16 protein-coding genes are annotated in these 24,378 nt (G+C 68.6%); 3 read left to right on the top strand and 13 right to left on the bottom strand.

The window, feature by feature from the left end; translation table 11 throughout:
• Positions 1 to 5: 5 nt before the first annotated feature.
• The 3 genes from secD to FN976_RS17655 all read right to left on the bottom strand — a co-directional run bounded on the left by secD (position 6) and on the right by FN976_RS17655 (position 5,954).
• Positions 6 to 1,889 (bottom strand): protein translocase subunit SecD, encoded by a 1,884-nt coding sequence (gene secD / locus FN976_RS17665; protein WP_145894374.1) that lies wholly within the window; start codon positions 1,887 to 1,889, stop codon positions 6 to 8.
• Between the two features lie 58 nt (positions 1,890 to 1,947).
• Positions 1,948 to 2,280, bottom strand: coding sequence for a preprotein translocase subunit YajC (gene yajC / locus FN976_RS17660; protein WP_145894373.1), 333 nt, complete (start codon positions 2,278 to 2,280; stop codon positions 1,948 to 1,950).
• 110 nt (positions 2,281 to 2,390) lie between these two features.
• Positions 2,391 to 5,954: an indolepyruvate ferredoxin oxidoreductase family protein gene (locus FN976_RS17655; RefSeq protein ID WP_145894372.1), complete on the bottom strand. Its 3,564-nt coding sequence runs from the start codon at positions 5,952 to 5,954 to the stop codon at positions 2,391 to 2,393.
• 183 nt (positions 5,955 to 6,137) lie between these two features.
• On the opposite strand from FN976_RS17655, the gene FN976_RS17650 reads away from it, so the two are divergent.
• The gene (locus FN976_RS17650; RefSeq protein ID WP_145894371.1) at positions 6,138 to 6,629 is read left to right on the top strand and encodes an Lrp/AsnC family transcriptional regulator; all 492 of its coding nucleotides are present in this window, start codon (positions 6,138 to 6,140) and stop codon (positions 6,627 to 6,629) included.
• Between the two features lie 28 nt (positions 6,630 to 6,657).
• On the top strand, positions 6,658 to 7,437 hold the full coding sequence (locus tag FN976_RS17645) for a class I SAM-dependent methyltransferase (RefSeq protein WP_145894370.1): 780 nt from the start codon (positions 6,658 to 6,660) through the stop codon (positions 7,435 to 7,437).
• A gap of 25 nt (positions 7,438 to 7,462) precedes the next feature.
• Here the strand turns inward: FN976_RS17645 and FN976_RS17640 are convergent, their stop codons facing one another.
• The 7 genes from FN976_RS17640 to FN976_RS17610 all read right to left on the bottom strand — a co-directional run bounded on the left by FN976_RS17640 (position 7,463) and on the right by FN976_RS17610 (position 18,913).
• Positions 7,463 to 9,310, bottom strand: a complete 1,848-nt coding sequence (locus FN976_RS17640; RefSeq protein WP_145894369.1) for a sulfatase-like hydrolase/transferase — start codon at positions 9,308 to 9,310, stop codon at positions 7,463 to 7,465.
• A 7-nt stretch (positions 9,311 to 9,317) separates the two neighbouring features.
• Positions 9,318 to 9,986, bottom strand: a complete 669-nt coding sequence (locus FN976_RS17635; RefSeq protein WP_186510954.1) for a class I SAM-dependent methyltransferase — start codon at positions 9,984 to 9,986, stop codon at positions 9,318 to 9,320.
• Positions 9,965 to 11,152, bottom strand: coding sequence for a murein transglycosylase A (gene mltA, locus FN976_RS17630; RefSeq protein ID WP_145894367.1), 1,188 nt, complete (start codon positions 11,150 to 11,152; stop codon positions 9,965 to 9,967). Before mltA ends, FN976_RS17635 begins: the two co-directional genes overlap by 22 nt.
• A gap of 170 nt (positions 11,153 to 11,322) precedes the next feature.
• Entirely contained in the window at positions 11,323 to 11,949 is a 627-nt protein-coding gene (locus FN976_RS17625) for a response regulator transcription factor (protein ID WP_145894366.1), read from the bottom strand.
• A gap of 5 nt (positions 11,950 to 11,954) precedes the next feature.
• Positions 11,955 to 13,985 carry an ATP-binding protein gene (locus FN976_RS17620; RefSeq protein ID WP_255440540.1) on the bottom strand — a complete coding sequence of 677 codons (2,031 nt, stop codon included), beginning with the start codon at positions 13,983 to 13,985 and terminating at the stop codon, positions 11,955 to 11,957.
• Positions 13,982 to 14,791, bottom strand: a complete 810-nt coding sequence (locus tag FN976_RS17615) for a carbon-nitrogen hydrolase family protein (protein ID WP_145894365.1) — start codon at positions 14,789 to 14,791, stop codon at positions 13,982 to 13,984. Before FN976_RS17615 ends, FN976_RS17620 begins: the two co-directional genes overlap by 4 nt.
• A 12-nt stretch (positions 14,792 to 14,803) precedes the next feature.
• Positions 14,804 to 18,913 (bottom strand): YhdP family protein, encoded by a 4,110-nt coding sequence (locus tag FN976_RS17610; protein WP_145894364.1) that lies wholly within the window; start codon positions 18,911 to 18,913, stop codon positions 14,804 to 14,806.
• Positions 18,914 to 18,933: 20 nt separating this feature from the next.
• On the opposite strand from FN976_RS17610, the gene glnE reads away from it, so the two are divergent.
• Entirely contained in the window at positions 18,934 to 21,720 is a 2,787-nt protein-coding gene (glnE, locus tag FN976_RS17605; RefSeq protein WP_145894573.1) for a bifunctional [glutamate--ammonia ligase]-adenylyl-L-tyrosine phosphorylase/[glutamate--ammonia-ligase] adenylyltransferase, read from the top strand.
• Positions 21,721 to 22,188: 468 nt separating this feature from the next.
• Here glnE and FN976_RS17600 read toward each other — a convergent pair whose 3' ends face one another.
• The 3 genes from FN976_RS17600 to FN976_RS17590 form a co-directional block, all read right to left on the bottom strand.
• Positions 22,189 to 22,611, bottom strand: a complete 423-nt coding sequence (locus FN976_RS17600) for a hypothetical protein (RefSeq protein ID WP_145894363.1) — start codon at positions 22,609 to 22,611, stop codon at positions 22,189 to 22,191.
• A gap of 83 nt (positions 22,612 to 22,694) precedes the next feature.
• Positions 22,695 to 23,249 carry a hypothetical protein gene (locus FN976_RS17595; RefSeq protein WP_145894362.1) on the bottom strand — a complete coding sequence of 185 codons (555 nt, stop codon included), beginning with the start codon at positions 23,247 to 23,249 and terminating at the stop codon, positions 22,695 to 22,697.
• 106 nt (positions 23,250 to 23,355) lie between these two features.
• The gene (locus FN976_RS17590; protein WP_145894361.1) at positions 23,356 to 23,913 is read right to left on the bottom strand and encodes a hypothetical protein; all 558 of its coding nucleotides are present in this window, start codon (positions 23,911 to 23,913) and stop codon (positions 23,356 to 23,358) included.
• Positions 23,914 to 24,378: the final 465 nt, after the last annotated feature.

Raw genomic sequence — 24,378 nt, 5'->3', positions numbered from 1 at the left:
TTGTTCTAGCCTTGCTTCGTGACGGCGCCGTCGGAGTCGGGGCGCCAGACCGTGCCGATGGACACCGACTTGAGCTTCTTCTGCCGGCCGTACCAGAAGTTCACCAGGCCGCGCGAGAAGAACACGGCGGAGAACATCGAGGTGAGGATGCCGATGCAGTGCACCACCGCGAAGCCGCGGACCGGGCCCGAGCCGAAGATCAGCAGCGCCAGGCCGGCGATCAGCGTGGTCACGTTGGAGTCCAGGATGGTCGCCCAGGCACGCTCGTAGCCGGCATGGATGGCCGCCTGCGGCGAGGCGCCGGAGCGCAGCTCCTCGCGCACGCGTTCGTTGATCAGCACGTTGGAGTCGATGGCCATGCCCAGCGCCAGCGCCATGGCGGCCATGCCGGGCAAGGTCAGGGTCGCCTGCAGCATCGACAGGATGGACACCAGCAGCAGCAGGTTGACCCCCAGTGCAATGCTGGAGAACACGCCGAACAGGTGGTAGTAGACGATCATGAACAGGCAGATCGCCGCGAAGCCCCAGGCCACGCTGTTGAAGCCCTTGGCGATGTTCTCGGCACCCAGCGACGGGCCGATGGTTCGTTCCTCGATGATCTCCATCGGCGCGGCCAGCGAGCCGGCGCGCAGCAGCAGGGCCACGTCGTTGGCCTCGGTCGTCGTCATGCGGCCCGAGATCTGGACCCGGCCGCCGCCGATCTCGCTGCGGATCACCGGGGCGGTGACGACTTCGCCGCGGCCCTTCTCGAACAGCAGGATCGCCATGCGCTTGCCCACGCTCTCGCGCGTGACGTCGCGGAAGATGCGCGAGCCCTTGCTGTCCAGCGTCAGGTGCACGGCCGGTTCCTGCGTCTGGCCGTCGAAGCCGGCCTGCGCGTCGGTCAGGTTCTCGCCGGTCAGCACGACCTGCTTCCTGACGATGACGGCACGGCCTTCGCGGTCCATGAAGCGTTCGGAGCCGAAAGGCACCGGGCCAGCGCCCATTTCGGCGGAGCGGCCTTCCGTGGATTCGTCCACCATGCGGACTTCCAGCGTTGCCGTGCGGCCCAGGATGTCCTTCGCCTTGGCGGTGTCCTGCACGCCCGGCAGCTGCACCACGATCCGGTCGGCGCCCTGCTGCTGGATCACCGGTTCGGCGACCCCGAGCTCGTTGATCCGGTTGTGCAGCGTGACCATGTTCTGCTTGAGGGCCTGCTCCTGCACCTTGCGGGCGGCCTCCGGCTTGATGGTGGCGGTCAGCTTGGTGTCGGTGCCTTCGACCGCGTCAGCCACCTGCAGGTCGGGGAACTGGTCGGCGAGCAGCGCCTTGCCGGCTTGCAGGGCGGCGGGTTCGCGGAAGCGGATCTCGACGGTCTGGCCCGCGCGGCTGATGCCTGCGTGTCGGATGTTCTTGTCGCGCAGGGTCTGGCGGATGTCACCGGTGAAGGATTCCGCCTTCTTGGTGAGCGCCGCCTGCATGTCCACCTGCAGCATGAAGTGCACGCCGCCGCGCAGGTCGAGTCCCAGGTACATCGGCGCCGCGCGCATGGCGGACAACCAGGACGGGGAACTGGACAGCAGGTTCAACGCAACCACGTAGCCGGGGTCGGTCGGGTCCGGCACCAGGGCACGCTGGATGGCGTCCTTGGCCTTCAGCTGCGCATCGGTCGAGTCCAGGCGGACCTTGATCGACGTGCCTTCCAGCGTGATCGCCGTCGGCTTCACGCCGGCCCCCGTGAGCGCCTGCTCGACGCGCGCCTGGGTGGCGGCGTCGACCTTGATGGCGGACTTGCCCGAGGACACCTGCACCGCCGGGTCTTCGCCGAAGACGTTGGGCAGGGCGTACAGGGCCCCGACGAGCAGCGCGATCACGAGGATCGCGTATTTCCAGATTGGATAGCGGTTCATAAGCCCCTGGAGGGTCGGCAAATGGGCAGGTGCGCGCGAAGCGCCCACGCGCCCTTTCTTACTTGAGGGTGCCCTTGGGCAGGACCTGCACGACGGCCGTGCGCTGCAGCTGGACTTCGACGCCTTGCGCGAGTTCCACGCTCACGTAGTTGTCGCCCAGCTTGGTCACCTTGCCGATCAGGCCGCCGGCGGTGGCGATCTCGTCGCCCTTGGCGAGGGCATCGATCATGGCGCGATGCTCCTTCTGGCGCTTCATCTGCGGGCGGATCATCACGAAATAAAGAACCACGAACATCAGGATCAGCGGCAGCAGGGATCCGATGGCGCCGAAGGGGCCGGAATCGGCGGCGGCGGCCGGCGCCGTCTGGGCGTGGGCGGAAGAAATGAACACGGTGTCTCCAGGGCCGGGGGCCGCTATCGAAAGAACGACAAACACCCAGAAGCCAGCCGGCGCATCGAGGCCGCGGCTCCTGGGAGAGAAGTGCGATTGTAGACCGGGCCTCAGGCGGCGCGGAGGGCCTCGCCGCCCGAGCGCCAACGGGCCAGGAGTGCGTCCCACTGGGGCCGCACGGCCGCCAGGTTGCGCGCCTTGACGTGCCCATAGCCCTTGATCTGCTCCGGCAGCCGGGCAAGGTCGAGCGCCAGCGCATGGTTGCCGGGGTTGAGGGCGTCCAGCAACTCGAGCACGGTCTGGCGGTACTGCTCGATCAGCGCCCGCTCGGTGCGCCGCTCTTCCGTCCGGCCGAAGATGTCCAGCGCGCCGCCGCGCAGGCCCCGCAGCTTGGCGAGCAGGCGGAACGCGAGCACCGTGGACGGGCCGAACTTGCGCTTGACCAGTTCGCCCTTTTCGTTGTGCTTCGCGATCAGCGGCGGCGCCAGGTGGTAATGGATCTTGAAGTCGCCCTCGAACTGCTCGGCCACGCGCTCCCGGAACCCGGTCTCGGTGTGCAGGCGGGCGACCTCGTACTCGTCCTTGTACGCCATCAGCTTGAACAGGGATCTGGCGACGGCCTCGCTCAGCGAGGTCTTGCCCAGCGGCATCTCGGCCAGCCGGACGCGCTCGACGAACGTCTTGTAGGTTTCCGCGTAGTTCGCATCCTGGTAATCGGTCAGGAACTCCACGCGCCGCGCCACGATGCTTTCCAGCGTCTCGCGCTTCTTGAACGCGATCACCTGGGCCTGTGCGTACAGGGCCTCGACCGAAGCCGGGTCGTGCGCCGCGCGGCGCCCCCATTCGAACGCCGCCTTGTTGTTCTCCACGGCCACGGCGTTCAGCTCGATCGCCCGCAGCATGGCCTCGCGGCCCAGCGGGATCCAGCCCTTCTGCCAGGCGTAGCCAAGCATCATGGGGTTGGCATAGATGGTGTCGCCCATCAGCTTGCTCGCCGCGGTGTCGGCGTCGAAGCTGGCCAGGCCCTGCGGGCCGACGGCCTTGCCGATTTCGACGGCGCAGGCATCGGCGGGGTTGGTCCAGTCGGCATTGCGGACGAAGGCGGCCGTGGGCGCGCTGTGGGAATTCAGCGCGACGTGCGTGCGGCCTTCGCGCATGCGCATCACGGTCTCCTTGCCGCCGGTGACGATGGGGTCGCAGCCGATGATCAGGTCGGCGCCGGCCATGCCCACGCGGGTGGTGCGGATCGCGTCCGCGTGGTCGGCGATCAGCACGTGGCTCCAGGTGGCGCCCCCCTTTTGCGCGAGCCCCGCCGCGTCCTGCGTGACGACGCCCTTGCCTTCGATGTGCGCAGCCATGCCAAGCAGTTGCCCGATGGTGATGACGCCGGTGCCGCCGACGCCGGCGACGACGATGCCGTAGGCTTCGTGCGACGTCGGGATGCGCGGCTCGGGCAGTTCGCCCATCGTGAATGGCGAAGGCGCTTCCTTCTTCGCCTTCTTCTTCAGCGAACCACCTTCCACCGTGACGAAGCTCGGGCAGAAGCCCTTCAGGCAGCTCGTGTCCTTGTTGCAGGTGCTCTGGTTGATGGTGCGCTTGCGGCCGAACTCGGTCTCCAGCGGCTCCACCGACAGGCAGTTCGACTTGACGCCGCAGTCGCCGCAGCCTTCGCACACCAGGTCGTTGATCATCACGCGCACGGCCGGGTCCACCATGGTGCCGCGCTTGCGGCGGCGCCGCTTCTCCGTGGCGCAGGTCTGGTCATAGATGATGACCGTGACGCCCTTGATTTCGCGGAACTCCCGTTGCACCGCATCCAGGGTGTCGCGGTGCTGGATCGCGATGCCGTCCGGCAACCCGCGCACGCCTTCATACTTTTCCGGCTCGTCGGTGACGATGGTGATCTTTACCACGCCTTCGGCGCGCATGCTCTGCGCGATCTGCACCACCGAATGGCCTTCGGGCCGCTCGCCGACCGGCTGGCCGCCCGTCATGGCGACCGCGTCGTTGTAGAGGATCTTGTAGGTGATGTTGATGCCGGCGGCGATGCTCTGGCGGACGGCCAGCGAGCCGCTGTGGAAGTACGTGCCGTCGCCCAGGTTGGCGAACATGTGCTGGTCGGTGCTGAAGGGCTGCTGGCCGACCCAGGGCACGCCCTCGCCGCCCATCTGCGTGAAGCCGACGGTCGCGCGGTCCATCCACGTGGCCATGAAGTGGCAGCCAATGCCGGCCATGGCGCGCGAACCCTCGGGCACCACGGTGGACGTGTTGTGCGGGCAGCCGGAGCAGAACCAGGGCTGGCGGTCGCCCTTGACCTCGATCACCTGCATCGCGGTCTCCTTGGCCTGCAGGATCGCCAGCTGCGCATCGATGCGCGCGCTGGTGTCGCTGTCCAGGCCCAGCTTCTTCAGCCGCCTCGCGATCGCCCTCGCGATCAGCGCCGGCGACAGGTCCGCATTGGCGCGCAACAGCGTGTTGGCCGTCGGGTTCGGCATCGACCATTCGCCGCCGGAGAAATCGCCGTCCTGCTCCTCGAACTTGCCCAGCACGTTGGGCCGCACGTCGGGCCGCCAGTTGTAGAGCTCTTCCTTCAGCTGGTATTCGATGACCTGGCGCTTCTCTTCCACCACCAGGATCTCGCGCAGGCCCTGCGCGAATTCGCGCGTGATCTGCGCCTCCAGCGGCCACACCACCGTGACCTTGTGCAGCCGGATGCCGAGGCGGTTGCAGGTCGCGTCGTCCAGGCCCAGATCCAGCAAGGCCTGGCGCGTGTCGTTGTAGGCCTTGCCGCTGGCGATGATGCCGAAGCGGTCGTTCGGGCCCGAGACGACGTTGTGGTTCAGCCGGTTCGCGCGGATGTAGGCGAGCGCGGCATACCACTTGTAGTCGAAGAGGCGCGCCTCCTGCTCCAGCGCGTGGTCCGGCCAGCGGATGTGGACGCCACCGGCCGGCATCTGGAAGTCCTCGGGGATGACGATCTGCACGCGCTCCGGGTCGATCATCGTCGTGGCGCTCGACTCCACGATCTCCTGGATCGTCTTCATGCCGGCCCAGACGCCGGAGAAGCGGCTCATGGCGAAGGCATGCACGCCCAGGTCAAGGATTTCCTGCACGTTGGTCGGGAAGAACACCGGCAGGCCGCAGGCCTTGAAGATGTGGTCGCTCTGGTGCGCGGCGGTGGAGCTCTTGGCCACGTGGTCGTCGCCTGCCACCGCGATCACGCCGCCGAAGGGCGTGGTGCCCGCCATGTTGGCATGCTTGAAGACGTCGGAGCAGCGGTCCACGCCCGGGCCCTTGCCGTACCAGATGCCGAAAACGCCGTCGAACTTGTTGGTGCCGGGCGGCGCGAAGCCCAGTTGCTGCGTCCCCCACAGCGCCGTCGCCGCCAGCTCCTCGTTCACGCCGGGCTGGAAGACGATGTTCTGCGCCTGCAGGAATTTCTTGGCTTTCCACAGCGCCTGGTCGTAGCCGCCCAACGGCGAGCCGCGATAGCCGCTGATGAAGCCCGCGGTGTTCTTGCCGATCAGCGCGTCGCGCTGGCGCTGCAGCATCGGCAGCTTGACCAGGGCCTGCACCCCGCTCATGAAGGCCCGGCCGTAGTCCAGCGAATACTTGTCGTCCAGCGTGACGGTTTCGAGGGCCTTGCGGATGTGTTCGGGCAGCGGTGCGTTCATCGTTCCTGGTCTCCGTGGACTGGGTGGGCCGGCTTCGTGGGCTGGCGGCGTGCCAGGCCGCGCCCGGGTAGGGCCCAGCCTCTAGGCTGCCGGAGAGTGTATGCCCGGCCTCCAGATAAGTCATTGCTTTCTATGCCCGTAAAACGCTAGGATGAGCAAGGATCTTGCGCAAAGGCGGCCGAAATGGGAAAACTTGACAGGTATGACATCCAAATCCTTACCGAGTTGCAGGCCGATGCGCGGCTGACCAACGCGGAACTTGCGCAGCGCGTGGGCCTGTCGGCCGCGCCGTGCTGGCGGCGCGTGCGGGCGCTGGAGGAGTCGGGCTACATCAAGGGCTACCGCGCCGAGATCGACCGCCACAAGATCGGGCTCGGGGTGCTCGCATTCGTCCGGCTCGATGCGCAGCGCAACACGGGCGAGCTGACGCGCGAGATGGAGGAAGCCATCCGCCAGATCCCCGAGATCGTCTCCTGCCACTACATCAGCGGTGCCGGCACCTTCGAGCTGCAGGTGGTGTCCCGCGACCTCGACACCTTCTCGCAGTTCGCGCGGCAGGTGCTGATCAACCTGCCCAACGTGAAGGACCTGCACACCAGTTTTTCGCTGGGCGAAGTGAAGGCGAGCGCCAGCTGGCCGCTGTCGCAACTGGAGGGCGGCGCCGCGCTCGGCTAGGATAGGTCTCCCCAGAGGCGAAGCCCATATGAGAAGAAGAGCACGCATCCTCCAGATCGTCAACGACCACGCCCGCAAGCCGATGAACCACCTGCGGGTGCTCGACATCGCCTCGCTGGAAGGGGACTATTCCGTCGAGTTCGCGTTGCGCGGCGCGCAGGTGCTGGGCGTCGAAGGGCGCCGGACGAACGTGGAACGCGCGTCGGCGCGCTTCGACATGCCCAACCTGAAGTTCGTCCAGGACGACGTGCGCAACATCAGTCGCGCGAAATATGGCGAATTCGACGTGGTGTTGTGCCTGGGCATCCTGTATCACCTGGATGCGCCGGACTGCTTCAAGCTGCTGGACGCGATTGCCGATGTCTGCACCGGCGTCGCCGTGATCGACACCCACGTCAGCGCCCGCCGCAGCGAGACAGTGCAATACAAGGGACGCGAATACAGCGGCTGGCGCTACCGCGAATATGTCCAGGCCCCCTCCGCCGAGGAAGAGGAGTCCAGCACCTGGGCTTCCATCGGCAACGTGCACAGCTTCTGGCCCACCCGGCCGTCACTCGTCAACGCGATCGCTGAAGCCGGCTTCACCTCGGTCACCGAATGCCAGTATCCGGCCTGGAACGACATCCCGGCCGACCGCGTGGCGATGGTGGCCATCAAGGGGGAGCGCCAGAAGGTCCTGGGTTCGCCTTTCGACGAGGCGCTGCTCGCCGAACGGGTCGACGAGGTTCCCCGGGTCAGCGCCGTGGCCCCGCGGGCGGCCATCAAGATGCAGGCCAAACGGGTCGCCCGCTGGTTCGGCGTCCGCTAGAGCCGGCCGCCGCAGTCGCCGCCGGTCAGGGCGACCGGAACGACGAGAGGTCGTGCACGAGGTAGGAGAAATACGCGTCGCGCACGGCGGCCTCCTTGCACTCGGCGAGCAGGCCGGCACAGCGTTCGCGGACAGCGCGGTTGGCCACCAGCCAGTCGTCCATCGGGGCGCCGGCGGCCTCGGCCAGGAGGCTGGGCAGGAACACGATGTCCATCATGCGCGGGCTGGCCTGGCGCGGCGCCCCGACGTTGGCGGCGACGTGGTACCAGGTCTCGAACCGGGCCGGAAACCCGGGATCCGCGCCGCCGAAATGCTGCATGTTCTGGCGCAGCTGCGGGGCATTGCCGAACGGCGGCTGGTGATCGCCGAACCAGGCCAGCACGGCCGGGCGCGTGCCGCCCAGGAGCTGCTGCGCCGTCCGCTCCATGGCCTGCTCGAACAGTTGCGAACGCCAGATGAAATCCGCCACGTTGCGCGCCACCGCCGGGTCGGCGAAGCTCGCGCCCGCGCGCTCCAGCAGCGGCGGCGGCACCCGGTGCATGCGCACCCCGTGCTCGGCGTGGTTGAAGATCGTCAGCGCGAACAGGAACACCGGGCGCCCGTGCTTCTGCTCCTCCCGCAACACGCGCAGCGCCGCGTCGTGCACCTGCTGGTCCGAGGTCTCGAACGTGCCGTCCATGCCCAGCTCGGCGGAATCGTAGAAGCGGTCGAAGCCGTAGGCTGCGTAAGCCTGGCGCGCGTTCATCATGTTGCCCAGCACCGGATAGACCGCCACCGTGCGGTAGCCGGCCGCCCGCAACGAGCGCACGAAGGAGCGGCGGACCGCCGGCGCGACATTGAAGGGGGCGAAATCTCCGCCCGCGCCGAACAGGGTATGCGGCACGCCGGTGCTGAGCGCGAACTCCGACAGCCATGTGCCGCCGCCATGCAGGTGCACCCGCATCGGCCCATGGGCCGTCGTGCGGGGTGTCGCCGAAAACGCCTTCATGGCACAAAGCGCCGCGGGACACCCGGCGATGGACATCGGGTTGAACTGGCTTTCCTGGAGGAACACCACGATGTCCGCTGGCCGGCCGGCCGGGGCGGCTTCGCCCTTCTGGCGGCCTGCCAGCTCGTGCAGCCAGCGCGCGTCGGTCCGCGGCGCGGTCGCCTCGGCCTGGATGCGCATGGTGGAAACGAAGGTGGAGACCGGCCGGTCGCGCCACCGCTCGCTCCAGGTCCAGACGCCCCTGCGCAGCGCGAGCTGCCCGTGGTCGGAGAGCAGCTCGGCGCTCCAGGCGGTGATCAGCAAGGCCAGCACGGCGACCGGCCAGCGGGGCATCGGCCGGGCCTGCCGGAGCGCGAAGCGCCCGTCGACCTTCCACATCAGCACCCCGCCGATGGCGATCGTGGCGACCACGGCCGCGATGTAGACCAGGAGGGTGGGCTGGGTCGCGGCCACCGCGATGTTGTCGTTGAACTCGCGGAAGAAATAGCGCAGGTCCTGCCAGGTCAGGAAGCTGCCGCCGAACTGCTCCTTGAGGTAGCCACCACCGACGACCAGGCCGTAGACCGTGGCGCCGAGGAAAGCCGAAAACAGCGGCCGCGCCGTGAAAGCGAGCACGGGGAGCGTGACGCACGCCATCAGTTGCGTGCCGGCGGGGTCCTCCGGCCAGCCGGCGACCCAATGGAGCGCGGCCATCACGGCGGCGTCGGTCCAGCGGCCGCGGCTCAGGTAGCCCACGAGCGCGGCGGCCGCCACGATCACGGGCGAGAAATGCCGCAGCATGGGCAGCATGGGCAGCAGCAGGGCGCCCATCACGCCGGCGAGCAACAGGGCCAGCGCCAGCTGCCAGCGCTTCCCGGCGCGCAGGCGCGCCAGCAGACCGCTCATCGACCGCTCATTGATAGACCCAGACGTGGGCCGGCGGCAGGCTGCGGGGCACGAACGACGCGCGGCGGTGCTGCCGGAACCCGCTGCCGGCGAGCGGATCGCGCAGCCCGTACGTGTAAAGCACGCAGAAGCGCAGCACGCCGTCAGCGTAAGCCTGCTGGAGCAGCGACTTGAGCTCGTTCGATTGCGGGTTGTTCAGCAAGGGGATCGACGTGACCAGGCCGACCGGCTCGCGCAAGCCCCGCAGCGTATCCGCCGCGCACTCGTTGAGCACTTCCAGGCCGGGGAAGCGGGTCCGCAGCAGCGCGGCCCAATCCTCATTGCGTTCGACCAGCACCGGATTCATCCGTTTCAGGTCCCTCGTGAGCGCGCCGGTGCCGGCGCCGAGCTCGATGAGCTTGAGGCGCGAACCGTGCGCCTGCCAAGCCTCGTGCGTGACCCGCGCGACGCTGGCGGCAAGCGTGGGCGTCGCCGGTGCCAGTGCGCCCGTGCCGCAGGGGTCCCGAAGGAAATTCGCGAGAAAACTGCTGCGGCTCGCCGCGATCGGGTTTCGTTCCATGCGTCTCTTGAGCCCCAGGGCCAGCGAGGAGCGGACCAGTTTAGCGCAGCACACCCGCCCGGCTTCGCGCAAAAATTCCGGTCCGGCGAAGCGTTTCAGCGAGGCCAGAGCACCCACAGGGCCAGCGGCTGCTTCAGCCGCCCCGCGATCTCGCCCGCGGCGTCGCCCCAGCCGACGAAATAGTCGGCCCGCACGGCACCGACGATGGCGCTGCCCGTGTCCTGCGCCAGCACCAGCCGTTGCAGCGTGACCTGCGGCCCGGCGGAGACCAGCCACACCGGCGTGCCGTAGGGAATGCTCTCGCGGTCCACCGCGATCGAGCGGCCGGGCGTGAGCGCCACACCCTGCGCCCCGCGCGGCCCGGAAGCCGCATCGAAGTCGCTGAGCGGCTCTTCGCGGAAGAAGACGACGCGGGGATTGATCCAGAGCATCTCCTGGACCCGCTGCGGATGGCGCGCGGCCCAGGCCTTGATGCCGGGCCAGGTCGCGTCCCGCAGGCCCTGCTGCAGCAACCAGCTGCCCACGCTGCGGTACGGCTGTTCGTTGGTGCCGGCGAAGGCGACGCGGACGGTGCGCACGCTGCCGTCCGGCTCGGCCACGCGCAGGCGGCCCGAACCCTGGATCTGCAAGGCCAGTGCGTCCAGCGGGTCCGACAGGTACGCGATCTCGCGGCCGCGCAGGGCGGCACGGGCCTGCGGCAGCGTGTCGATCTCCTGGCGCGAGTACCAGGGGCGGCGCGTCGCCAGGTCGGCGGGCGGCCGGTACAAGGGAACGGCGCTGCCGGCCGTGGGCTGGCGGGTGGCATCCAGGACCGGTTCGTAGTAGCCGGTGAGCAGGCCTTCCGCCTGGCCTTGCAACGCATCGACGCGGTAGGGCTGCAGCCGCTGCCGCATCCAGGCCCGCTGCTCCTCGGCCGAGGCGATCGACAGCCGCCGCACCTCCGGACACAGCGCCGTCCACGGCGGCGCCGGGCGCTCGCAGCTCTTGAGCCACGCGTTCCAGGCTTCATGCAGGGCGTCGGCCTCGAAGCCGGGCAGGTCCGACCAGCGCACCGGTTGCCAGCGGCTCTTGCCTTGCGTGATGACGCCCGGCGGCACGCCGTCATCCGGTGCCGGGCCGGTGGACGGCGCCGGCGGCGGGCGGACAGGCGCAGGCTCGGGCGGCAACGGCACGCTGCCGCACGCGGCCAGCGTTCCTACAATGGCCAGCAACCACAGGACACGAAAAGACATGTTGCTGATTCTGCTTGAAGCCCTGCTGGCGCTGGTGCTGCTGGTGGGCATCGTCTGGTGGACGATGTTTTCAGGGCGCAAGCGCGGGGAGTTGCCGGGCGACGAGGACGAAAAGTAGGCTGGGTTCGCGCAGCGACCGTAGGCTGGGGTGAGCGCGCAGCCGAATCCCAGCGGTGCAGGTGCCACGCGAAGCTGGGGTTCGCTTGCGGGCTCACCCCAGCCTACGCCAGGCGCAACAGGTTCGCCAGCTCCACCGCCGACTTCACGTCCATCTTGTCGAACACGCGGGCGCGGTGCACTTCGACCGTGCGGACGCTGATCGTCAGCTGGTCGGCGATCAGCTTGTTCGGCAGCCCCTTCGCCACCAGCTGCATCACGTCGCGCTCGCGTTCCGTCAGTTCACCCAGGCGGTCGGCCAGCCGGCCCTGTTCGTGCTGTTCGGCCAGGACGGCGGCCGAGCCGCGCAGGGCTTCCTCCACGCGGTCCACCAGGGCGTTGTCGGAGAACGGCTTCTCGCAGAAGTCGAAGGCGCCGCGCTTGACCATGTCGACGGCCGTGGGGACGTCGGCGTGGCCGGTGAGGAAGATCACCGGCACCGCGCGCGCCAGGCCGCGCTCGACGATCTTCTCGAACAGCGCCAGGCCGCTCATGCCCGGCATGCGCACGTCCAGCAGCAGGCAGGTCGGCTGCGTGGGCGCGAAGCCGGCACGCAGCATTGCATCGAACTCCTCCGCGCTGGCATAGCTTTCCGACAGCAGGTGGCGCGAGCGCAGCAGCCAGGCGAGCGCCTCGCGCACGCCCGCGTCGTCGTCGACGATGAACACGATGGCGTTGGCGGCGGGTTGCATGGAGATCAGTCGGTGGCTTGCGCGGGCAAAGTGAACCGGAAAATCGTACCCTGCGGCGCCTGCGGTTCGAACCCGAGAAATCCCCCATGCTGTTCGACCACCGTGCGGCACAGGCTCAGGCCCAGCCCCATGCCCTCGGCCTTGGTGGTGAAGAACGGCGTGAACAGCTGCTGCTTCACTTCCTCGGGAATGCCGGGCCCGCAGTCGGCCACCGAGAACTCCACCCAGGGCCGGCCGCCGCCACGCTCGCTGCCCGCGGCCAGGCGGACCTGGAGCTGCAGCGCGGGGTCGGCCACACGCGCCTCGTCCATCGCCTGCATGGCATTGCGCGCCAGGTTCAGCAGCACCTGCTCCACCATCGTGCGGTCGCACAGCACCAGCGGCAGGGCCTCCGGGACCCGCACCTCGACGCGCACGCCGAGCTTGCGCGCCTGCAGGTTGACCAGCGGCAGCACCGCATCCACCAGCGCGCGCGGGTCCACCGGCTGGCGGTCCTGGTCACGCCGGCGCACGAAGTCGTGCACGCTCTTGATCACGCGGCCCGCGCGCTCGGCCTGCTCGCCGATGCGGCGCATGGCCATCTCGATGTCGGCCAGCGCATGGGGCGTCGACTGCTTCAGCAGGTTCACCGAACCGGTGGCGTAGCTGGCGATGGCCGCCAGCGGCTGGTTCAGCTCGTGGCTCAGCAGCGAGGCCATCTCGCCGACGGTGGCCAGCCGCGCGGTCGCCTGCAGGCGGTCCTGGCTGGCGCGCGAGAGCTCTTCGACCCGGCGCTGCTCGCTGATGTCGAGCACCGCGCTCATCCAGCCGGTCTGCACGCCATGCGCGTTGATGAGCGGCGCCTCGATGATCAGCACCGGGAAGCGCGTGCCGTCCTTGCGCATGAAGACCGACTCATGGCCCTCGCGCGGCGGCACGTGGCGCCCGGACAGGCGCACGTCCTGGCGCTTCTGGTAGTCGTCCGAGAACTCGGGCGGCCAGTAAGGGGCTGGCGAGCCGCGTCCCAGCAATTCATCGGGCATGAACCCCACCATCTGGCAGAACGCCGGGTTCACGTAGGTCGTGCGGCCCTGCAGGTCGCGCGCGCGCAGGCCCGTCACCAGCGAGTCCTCCATCGCCTTGCGGAAGGCCAGCGCATCGGCGAGGTCCTGTTCCACCCGCAGGCGCCGCCGCGTGTCGTGCGCGAGCAGGAACAGCACGGTGACCAGCGCGATCGACATCGCCGTCACCAGCGCCGTCAGCACGTTGGGGAACACGTCCGGCTGCGAGCGCCAGCTGTCCATGCGCAGCACCATGGTGTTGCCGGGCAGGTCCAGCAGCTGCTGCGCCGTGAAGGACCGGGTGCCGCGCCGCGCCAGCCCATGCATCGCCAGCCGGGTGCCGTCGGCTTCGGTGAACGAGATTTCCTGGCTGCGCCCCAGCTGCGGCCCGATCAGGCTGGCGAGCAGCTCGGTCAGCGAGTAGGTCGCCACCACGTAGCCGGTGAGCTGGCCCGCCGTCACCAGCGGCAGGCACAACTCCATCAGCTCCAGCCCCAGGCCGTCGGCCTGCGGCACGAAGTAACTGCGGGCGTAGGCGGGTCCGCTGATGCGCCTGGCATTGGCGCAGGCGAGCTGCACTTCGGCCTGCGAGTTGCGGCGGCCGAAACGCGCGAACACCGGCGCCCGGTAAGGCGTTTCGGCCGTCAGCACGGGCTCCAGCAATGCGTCGCGCCATTCGATGGTGACCCATTCGCGGTGCCGGCGCAGCAGGCGGTCGGCCTCGGCCACCCAGGTCTCGCGCGCCGGGGGCCCGGCCTGCAGCGCCTGCAGCGACTGCACGTTGCGGGTGAGCGCCGAGCGGATGTCGCTGAGCGCATCGGCCGCGTCGCGTTCGACGTGGCTCTGCGCCTGGCTCGCCTCGTAGCGGCCCGCCAGCCAGACCAGGGTGGCGAGCAGCGCCACCACCAGCACACCGAGCGAGATCCACAGCGACCAGCGCAATGGGGCCGAAAGGCGGCGCGGCGGCAACAGCGCCGCTGGCGCGACGGCGCTCACAAGACCCGGTGCTCCAGCGCTGGCAGGTGCGAGCGCACCTCGGCCAGCCGGGCCGCGGAAAGTTCCGCCAGCACCACGCCGGCGCCTTCGTCCGTGCGCTCGGCGAGCACCGCGCCCCAGGGATCGACCACCATCGAATGACCCCAGGTCCTGCGGCCGTTCTCGTGCGTGCCGCCCTGCGCCGGCGCGATCACGTAGGCAAGGTTCTCCACGGCGCGTGCCCGCAGCAGCAGTTCCCAGTGGGCCTGGCCGGTGGTGTGCGTGAAGGCGCTGGGCACCAGCAGCACGTCCGCGCCCAGGGCCCGGTAGAGCTCGGGAAAACGCAGGTCGTAGCAGACCGACTGGCCGACCCGCCAGCTGGCACCGTCGCGCGATGCCAGCGTGAACGCGCGGGTGTCCGAGCCGCGCTCGATCACGCGCGACTCGTCGTAGCTTTCGCGGCCGTTGTCGAAGCGGAACAGGTGGATCTTGTCGTAGCGGTTCGCGCATTCGCCGTCGGGCGAATACACCAGGCTGGTGTTGCGCACGTGGTCGGCGTCCGCGGCTTGCAGCGGCAGCGTGCCGCCGACGATCCACAGGCCCAGCTCGCGCGCGGTGGCGCCAAGAAAGGCCTGCACCGCGCCGCTGCCGAAGGCCTCGCGCACGGCCAGCTTGTCGCTGTCGCGCCGTCCCATGAGGCAGAAATATTCGGGGAGCACGGCGAGTTCGGCGCCCGCCGCCGCGGCCTGCGCGAGCAATTCGCCGGCGGCGGTGAGATTGCCCTCGACCGAGACGCCCGACACCATCTGGATGGCTGCGACTTTCATGGGGTGCTCCTGTCAGCGAATGGGCGCAGGCGGCGGAACGGGCCCCGCCGTGGTGGCGGGCTCGCCCGAGCGGCTGACCCGCGTGACACGCGGGTCGCCCCAGGTGCCGTCGATGTGGAATTCCTGGGTGGCTGCCTTCATGAGCGGCTGCCGCAAAAACATCTGCGCCAGGAAGGACCCGAGGCCGAGCGCAGGGTTGATGACGGTGAAGACCAGCGACGCCGTGCCCGCGTTGATCTCGGGCACCACGACCACTTTCAGGTCCTGCGTCTCGCGGGCGATGTCGGCCTTGCCGTCCATCAGCACCGCCGCGTTGACGCCCTTCATCTGCAGGTTGTTCGTCGATGCGATGCCCTGCTCGATGACGATGTCGCCGCGCATGAAGTCGAACGAGAAGCCCTCGCTGAAGACGTCGCGGAAATCGAGGGCGAGCCGGCGCGGCAGCGACTGCAGGCTCAGCACTCCGAGCAGCTTGGCCAGCCCCGGCTCGGCCTTGAGGAACTGGCCCGATTCGACGTTGACCTTGAAGTTGCCCGTGAGCGTCGGGTAGTCGAACGCCAGCGGCGAGCCCAGCCAGGCCACGTTGCCCTCCATGCTGCCGCGGCCGCGCCGCACCACATTGCTCATGCCGAAGCGCGCCAGCAACGCACCCGCGTCGGCGATGTCCAGCTGGAACTTCATCGCGGTGCGCCGCCGTTCCGCGGCGGCCCGCGGGCCCGGCCGGGCGTCAGGCTGCGCGCCGAGGGCGGCCCAGTTGCCCGAGGCGGTGAACACGGCCTCCGGCGTGCTCAGGCTCAGCTTGCTGAGCCGCCATTCACGCACGCCGCCTTCGCGCGCCACTGCACCCGCGCCACGATTCACGGCCTCGATCTCGAGCCGGCCCAGCTTGCGGCCCTTCAGCTCGAAGTCGTCCACCACGATGTCGAGCGCGGGAATGCTGCCGGGTTGCTGCTCCAGCAAGGCTTCCACCTCGCCGGCCGCCGCCGCGGCCATGCTCAGCCGGGCCAACCGCGCATGCAGGCGGCCCGCCCCGGTGCTCAGGGGTTCGCGGTACTCGACGTAGCCGTTCAGTTCATCGGCGGCAACGTTCGCCCGCCAGGTCCGCCCTTCGCGCGAGACGCCGACCACCACGTTGTGCAGGGTGCGCCCTTCGGCGCTGAGTTCCCGGGCACGCACGGCCATCGAGGTCGGAAGATAGGCGGTCGCCGCCGCGCTTTCGGCACGCGGCCGCGCCTCGGGCGCCGCAGCGCCGTCGGCGCCGGCGGCGCGCGCGATCACGTCCTCCCAGGGGTCGACGCCGAAGGTGTCGAACTGCACGTTCGCCAGCACCCCCTCTTCCGGCAGCGCCACGGCTTCTCCGCCCGCCAGCCCGATGCCGATGGCGCCACGCAGCACCTGCGGCTCGGCGCCGCTGACGTCCCGCAGGTAGTTCACGGTGGCGAGACGCCCCAACTGGATGGCGAGAGTGTCCTGGGCCCGCGCGCCCGGCGGCGTGTCACGCACCAGGGCGTTTTCGTAGCGCAGGGGCAGGGTGGTCTCGGCCGACTTGTTCAGCGGCGCGGGCAGGTTGAGGGCCAGGCCTTGCAGGCTGCTGGTGAGCAGGATCTCGGGGCGCCCCGTGCGAATGCCGAGCGCCAGCTGGTACGGCGTGCTGCCGGTGAAGTCGCGGGCCAGCCGCGACAGGTAGCCCAGCTCCCGGGCCTGCCGCAGGCCTTCCGCCGTGGCCGTGCCCTGCACGCGCAGCAGCACCGGCGGCGCGTCGGCCGGTGCGCCCGCGGCGCGCGTGCCGCCTTCCAGCCGCACATCGCCGCCGAACGCGCGCGCCTGCGCGCCCAGCACCTGGAAACCCTTGTCGGTGAACGTCACGACACCGCGCGCGCGCGTCAGCGGGGGACTGTCCGGCGTGATCTGGATGTCGTTGCCGGCCAAGGTGACGGTGCCCAGTACTTTCGAGCGCTCCATGGCCGCGATGGGCAGATTCAGCGACAGGTCGAGATCCGCGTTGCCGTTGCCCGTGGACTTCGCGAGCGCCTGGTTCATCCAGCCCGCCAGGGGCGCGGCGTTCACCACGGCCAGCGAATCCGCCAGCGGCCCGCGCACGCGGCCCTGCACCTCGACTTCGGTCCTGCGGTATTCGGCGATGCGTGCATCGGCCTTCACCTGCAGGCGCGGCGCGCCCACGAAGCTGCCGCTGGCGCCCTTGATGCGCATGCCGTTGCCTTCGAACTCCAGCTCGGCCGACAACTGGTCGAGCGCCGGCCAGGTCTCCGGGCCGCGCGCCGGCGTGGGCGGCACGTAGGCGAAGGTGACGTCGCGGACCTGCGCCGTGATCAGGAACTGGCCGTCCTTGCCGTCGGCAAAGGGAAACCGCCGCAGGTCGCCCTTGACGCGGAACTTCGTGCCGGTGGACACACCGGCCAGCACCGAGTCGCGCACGTAGTCCCGCGCCGGCTTGTTCACCCCCAGCGGCAGATAGCGGAACACGCGCGTGCCATTGGCGCGCGACAGGCTGCCTTGCAGGTCGAGCACGCCGGGCAGGCGCGTCGCCCCTGGCACTTTCGCCGGGTCGCCGGTGCGCCAGGTGGCCTGGCCCTCGCCTTGCGCGTCGGCGTTGCTGAATTTGAGGTTGGCGACGCTCAGCGACAGCTGGTCACCGGCGCGCTGCCATTGCACGTCGGCCGCCAGGCTGTCGACGGGAACGGCGCGCTCCTCGAAGACCCCGGGAAGGTCGAGTTCGCCGCGCTCGATGGCGAGCCTGGCCTTGCCGCCGTCCTGGGTGAAGTCGAAATCCACCGCTGCGCCTTCGATGCCGGGTGAACCGGCCTTGCCCTCGGGGCCGGGCCGGGCCGCCAGCCGCAGGCCGCTCGCACGGCCACGCGCTTCGTATTTTTCGACGGCGCCCGCGCCACCCTGCCAGCGTGCCTGCAGCGACTCCACCAGGCCCTGCGGCGCATAGCCTTGCAGCGCCGCATGGGTCGCCGTGGACAGCGGCAGCCGCGTGGCGATCGCGCTCAGCGCGCCCAGGTCCAGCTTGTCGGCCCGCAACGTCCCCTGGGCGGGCTGCTTGCCCTGCGCCTGGTTCCAGGTCAGCATGACGTTGCCGCCGGGCCAGCGCTGGCCCTCGACGGTGACGAACTGCAGGGCCTGCGTTTCGAACGAGAAGCCATGGGCCAGGCGCTTGCCGCCCAGGCGGCCCGACATTGACTGCAGCGCCAGCGGCTCCAGGGCCTGGCCCAGCCTGGCGTTCACTTCGGTCAGCACGACGTCCGCGGTGCCGCCGATCACCTGTCCCCGCTCCACGTCAGCCCACGCGCGCAGGCGGCCGCGTCCCTGGTTGATCTCGAAGCCCAGGTTGGCGTGCTGGCGCAGCTGCGAGAGATCGACGGCGCCGAAATCCGCGTGCACCTGGCCCACCCAGGTCTGCCAGCCGCTGCCGGCGGCCAGGAACGGCTGGCGGAACCTGCCGGTCAGGGTGAAGCGGCTGCCCCATTCGGGCGGCGGTGTGGCTTCCAGCCGCACCGCATGCTGGCGCGCCGTGTTGCGCAGCACGATCTGAACTTCACGCAGCGCCAGCGGCGGCGCGCGCCGCAGTTCGTCCGTCCAGTGGAGCGTGCCGCCCCGGATGACGAATTCGGTCTGGCGGAACAGCCAGTCGGCCGCCCGGCCGTCGTTGGCGCTGGCGCGGGAAAAATCCAGGCCCGCGACATGGATGCGGCCGTCGGGGCTGCGGCGGATGTCCAGTTCGGGGCGGTCGATGTAAAGCTGCTCGAAGCCCAGGTTCCACAGCGAGCGCGGCGACAGGCCCGCCACCACCAGCGGCAGCCGCAGCGCGGCCTGGCCTTGCGGGCCGACCAGCATGACGTCGCGCAATTCAAAAGTGGGGATCAGGCCTTCGCTGCGGGCGGTGATGCCGCCGATGCGCACCGGCACCCCCAGGACGCGTCCGGCTTCCGATTCCAGCGCGGGGCGGAATTCGCCGATTCGCGGCACAATCCACGCATGCAGCGCTCCCCACGCCAATGCCAGCACCAACCAGGCGGCCAGCAGCAACCACAGGGACCATTTGACGGCCGCGGCAAAAATCTTCAGCGTCCGTGATGGGATCGGCGGCGGCGCGTTCATGAAAGTCTGACGTGGCAATTATGACCCTGGGCGTTGTGCCCGGTTCAGCGGAGGACACAGGCTTTTCCGTGCAAAACGGCGTGGCCGGCGCTGCGGACGACGCATCAACCAGTTCTTTACCTCTTTCGGCCCACTCGCGCTTCGCCCAGCGCCTGCGCCGGCGCTACGCGGCCGAACTCGACCTGCTGCCGCCCGGCGAGCCCCGCCTCGCCGCGATGCGGCAGACCTACGAGGCGCTGCGCGCACGCGGTTTCGACGTGCCCTCCGCGCTGCGGGTGCTGCGCCAGCTGGTGCTGGAGCGGCTCATGGTGCTCGATTGCGACCAGCAGGCGGCGTTGGGCCCGGTCACCATCGCCGTGACGGAATTGGCGGAGTTCGCGCTCGACTGCGCCTGCCGCCAGGCCTTCGCCGACCTCGACGCGCTGCACGGCGAACCGCGCGCGCCCGGTGACCGCCGGGCCCAGCTCTGGGTGGTGGGCATGGGCAAGCTCGGCGCGCGCGAACTCAATGTGTCGAGCGACATCGACCTGGTGTACGTGTACGACCACGACGGCGAGACGGCCGGCACCACGGACGGCCGCGGGCGCATCAGCAACCACGAATACTTCGGCAAGGCGGTCAAGGCCATCTTCGGATTGATCGGCGACGTCACCGAGCACGGCTTCGTCTTCCGGGTCGACCTCGCCTTGCGCCCGAACGGCAATTCAGGCCCGCCGGCCGCGTCGCTGGGCGCCCTGGAGGAATACTTCCAGGTGCAGGGCCGCGAATGGGAACGCTTCGCCTGGCTGAAGAGCCGCGTGGTGGCGCCGCTCGCCTGCATCGAGGATGGCGGCGCGAACGAGCTGCGCACCGCGGTGCTGCCTTTCGTGTTCCGCCGCTACCTCGACTACGGCGTGTTCGACGCGCTGCGCGTGCTGCACCGGCAGATCCGCGAGCATGCGGCCAAGCGCGCCGCCGGCCGGCCGGAACGCGCCAACGACGTCAAGCTGTCGCGCGGCGGCATCCGCGAGATCGAATTCATCGTGCAGCTGCTGCAGGTGGTCCGCGGCGGCCAGTACCCGGAATTGCGCACGCGCCCGACGCTGCAGGCACTGGACCGGCTCGCGGCCGCCGGCCTGATGCCTCGGGCGACGGCCGACGGCCTGGCGGCGGCCTACACCTTCCTGCGCCGCACCGAGCACCGCATCCAGTACCTGGACGACCAGCAGACCCATGTGCTGATGGGATGCGACGACGACCTCGGCTGGATCGCCCGCACCATGGGCTTCTCCGACTGCTGCCCCTTCCTGCATGAGCTCGACGGGCACCGCGAATTCGTCGCGCAGGAATTCGACACGCTGCTGGGCGGGGGCGCCGGCGAATGCAAGGGCTGCGCTGGGCCGAAAGGCGCCAAGGCGGCGCCAGCCGACCTCGACGCCGTGCTCGAACAGCTGCCGCCGCTGCTGCGCGAGCGCGTCACGCAGTGGCGCGACCACCCCCGCGTGCAGGCGCTGCGCGACGACGCGCGGCAACGCCTGTCGCGGCTGGTGGCGCGCACCGCGCAGTGGCTGGGGCAAGGCCGCGTCACCGAGGAAGCCGCGCTGCGCATGACGGACTGGATGGAGCCGCTGTTGCGGCGCGAGAGCTATCTCGCGCTGCTGGTCGAGCGGCCCTCGGTGCACGAAAGGCTGCTGCGCCTGCTGGGCGCCGCGCGCTGGCCGGCCCGCTACCTGATGCAGCACCCGGGCGTGATCGACGAGCTGGCCAGCGACGGCATGCTGGCCGATCGCTTCAGCCCGGACGACTTCGACCGCGAACTGGAACACCGTCGCCGCGCCCTGCAGATCACCGGCGAGGACGACGACGAGGCGCTGCTCAACCTGCTGCGCCGGGCCCACCACGCCGAACTGTTCCGCACGCTGGCACGCGACGTCGAAGGCGTGCTGACCGTGGAACAGGTGGCCGACGAATTGAGTGCGCTGGCCGACGTCACCCTGCGCGTCACCGCGCGCTGGTGCTGGCAGCGCCTGAAGCAGCAGCACCGCGAGACGCCGCAATTCGCCATCCTCGGCTACGGCAAGCTGGGCGGCAAGGAGCTCGGCTACGGCAGCGACCTCGACATCGTGTTCGTCTACGAGGACGAAGACGAAGGTGCGCCGGAGGCCTATGCCGCTTTCGTGCGCAAGCTGATCAACTGGCTGTCGACGAAGACCGCCGAGGGCGACCTGTTCGAGATCGACACGGCGTTGCGCCCGAACGGCGGCTCAGGACTGCTGATCACCACCTTCCAGGCCTACGACAACTACCAGCAGCGCCGGGGCAGCAACACGGCGTGGACCTGGGAGCACCAGGCCATGACGCGCGCCCGCTTCGTGCTGGGCCTGGAGGCGCTGCGCCCACGATTCGAAGCGACGCGCGAGGCGGTGATCACGGCGCCCCGTGACGTCGATGCGCTGAAGCGCGAGATCGTCGCCATGCGCGACAAGGTGCGGGCCGCGCACCCGGTGAAGGCCGGGCGCTTCGACCTCAAACACAGCCCGGGCGGCATGGTGGACGCGGAGTTCGCGGTGCAGTTTCTGGTGCTGTCGCAGGCGGCCAGCCATCCTGATCTGATCCCCAACGTCGGCAACATCGCGCTGCTGCAGCGGGCCGAGGCGGCCGGGCTGCTGCCGGCCGGCGTCGGACAGGCGGCGGCCACCGCCTACCGGGAACTGCGGCGGCTGCAGCACCAGGCGCGGCTGAACGAGGAATCGACCCAGCTCGCGCCGGACCAGCTGCCGCAGGAGCGCGCGGCGGTGCTGGCGCTGTGGCGGCACGTGTTCGGCTGACGACCCAACGACCTGTCATCGACCCACGACCTGTCATCCCGGGCTTGACCCGGGATCCATCGCTGCGTGGCACCGCGGCACGATTCCCGCGCTACCTCCCGTAGCCGCTCCTTCGCCCCCTCCCCCACCCGCCCCCGGCTCATGCTGTGGCGGCTTGCGCTCCGCCTTCGGCTCGCTCCAGCTTCGCTGCGATGTACGGCCTGGGGCCGGTCCGGCAGAACTCACTGCGCTCCTACGTCGCTCCGTTCAGACAACTGCCGGAAGCATGATGACGATGCGCGCTACGCGCGCTCCGGCCCCAGACCGAACATCGCAGCCGCCCCAGAAATCGCCGGGGGCGGGTGGGGGAGGGGGCGAAGGAGGCAACTGGATTGACTCTGGGCCGTCGCCTGCTACCAAGAAGTTCGTCGGTTAGCTCAATGTGTCAACTAAACCAGGGCAAGCTCCGCGTCCGTGTTGAACGACATGTTAGATCGCACGGTCACCGCCACCAAGTTCCTTGAACCGCTGCATTTCACTCGCCACAATGAGCGGACCGGCAAGGACGATCAAGCCGAGCAAGACGAACCTGAATCCAAGCAGCTGGACGACGTCGACGGAGTTGCGTGTGACGTACACAGCGCCTCCGAAGAATACGACCGCCCAGAACGCGAGCCAGACCCTCAGCCACGGCGACCTGTTCACCACGCCGTCGATGCGAGCGCGCCCCTCGAATTCGAGCTGCGCCCGTGAGCGACTCTCCTGCGCGAAAGCAATCAAGAGACCACCGAAGGCGACCCAGCGCAGCCAAGCGGCGTTTTCGGCGAAGAAGTCGTCGAACAGGACCAACGCGCCAAGCACGGCGAAGCAGATCACCCACTGTCTCAGCTGCTTGATCTGAGCGGAATTCATGCGATCTAACGCAGAGTTACCGGTGAGTTGCCAGGGCGCGGCGAAACCGCGGAACGCCGCAAGGCGTCCGTGTTGAGCGCAAGTTAGACAGCACGCTGGGCCTCGCCTAGCGCCGCAAATGTGCGGGCCCACATTGTTTTGAGACGCGAATCAAACTCCTCCTCGAGGGTCGCGATCTTTTCGTTCGCGTCGTCGCCGATGATCCTGTATGGATCCTCATGCGGATTGAGCGTTATCCAACTCTTCTTGGGCGAGGTTGGCATCACTAGAGCAGCAAGCTCGCATAGTCGTTCGATCGCAGCGCTCAGTTCAGCATCCATCCGCTTGAATACCTCGCGCGAATGCTGTAGGTCGGAGCCGCTGACGTTGTAGATGGCCGAGAGCATCCCCTCCCCCGCGACTTCTCCTTGGAACGTCGATGCGGTTTGGAAGTAGTCCAACGCGTAGTACAAGGACTTGAGCGAGCCAGGCAGCTTGGACAGCGATTCGTCCATGTGAAGGTGTATTCGGTGGCGCTCTCCAAGCACTTTCTCGATAGTGAACTCAAGATCGCCCACATCGTCCCAGGTTAGTGCCTCCGCCGCAGGCAATGAGCGTTGCAGTTCTAGCAGAAGATGTTCGAGGGTCTTGCGCGCCATGGAGTTCTTGCTGCTGTCTAACGTCAAGGTAACCGGCGACTTGCACAAGGAGTGCGCGCCGCGCACGGACGCCGCAAGGCGTCCGTGTTGACCGACATGTTAAGTCTCACTTGTCACCACGCTCGTACTTCTTAGTCACGATCTTGCCTCCGATGAGGCCCGTAACGGTGACGGTCAGCTTTACAGGCGTTGGCGGTGATTCTTTGAGGTCGATCGCGTCGTTTTTTTCGACTTCCTCTACTGCGTCCCCGCCGGCGAGCAACTCCCGGGTCTGCTTGATCAGGGTGGCGGCCGGAATGGGCTCATCGCCTTCATATGAGATGACAGCTTCAAAGGCGTGAGCGTACGCAGCACTTACACCCATCACGCAGATTAGATCGTCGTGACTGCTTCGCCAAACTAGGCTGATGCAGTAATCTCGACCAGCCGCAATGGCACTGAATTCCTCATCGTCCTCCACGATCTCTTTCGTTGCGTCGTAGAAGATCTCGAACCCTACTTCAGACCTCCCGTTAAGAGTGCATGGTGAGAATCCAAGATCATCGAAGGGAGTGAACTCTGGATCCAGTTGGATAGGAAAGGCGAGCGAGTCAATGGCAGCTTGCAACTGATCACGGTCCGGGATCTTGGAACGCTCGATGAAGACGTACTGAGTGTTTGACATCAATGGCCTCGGAGGTGAGATTTAACTATGTGTTGACCGCACAGCAGTCCGGCCACGTGCAACCATTTCCGACCAGCGGTGGGCACTTGTGGATAGATGTGGAATCCACATCCATCAAACTCGCGAGCGTCTGCATATAGCCATTTTGCAGCACCCCAGTCAGTCGCACCTTCTTCGCGCGCACCGAGTCTTGGATCTCCTTCGCCCCCTCCCCCACCCGCCCCCGGCGATTTCTGGGGCGGCTGCGATGTTCGGTCTGGGGCCGGAGCGCGCGTAGCGCGCATCGACATCATGCTTCCGGCAGTTGTCTGAACGGAGCGATCAGCAGATCGCGCAGTGAGATGGTATGGACGCCTCCCACCCCTGCCGCGCCGCCACCGCCAGTCGGGCGGGGCCTCGCATCAAACGGCATCGAGTGCCAAAGTGGAGGTCTGTTCAACCACTGACGATGGAGGCCCCACGTGA

This window comes from Caenimonas sedimenti, assembly GCF_007833165.1.
In the GTDB taxonomy this organism is placed as follows: domain Bacteria; phylum Pseudomonadota; class Gammaproteobacteria; order Burkholderiales; family Burkholderiaceae_C; genus Ramlibacter; species Ramlibacter sedimenti.
Note: the sequence above shows the minus strand (reverse complement) of the source record. Positions and strands in the feature narration are given on the sequence as shown.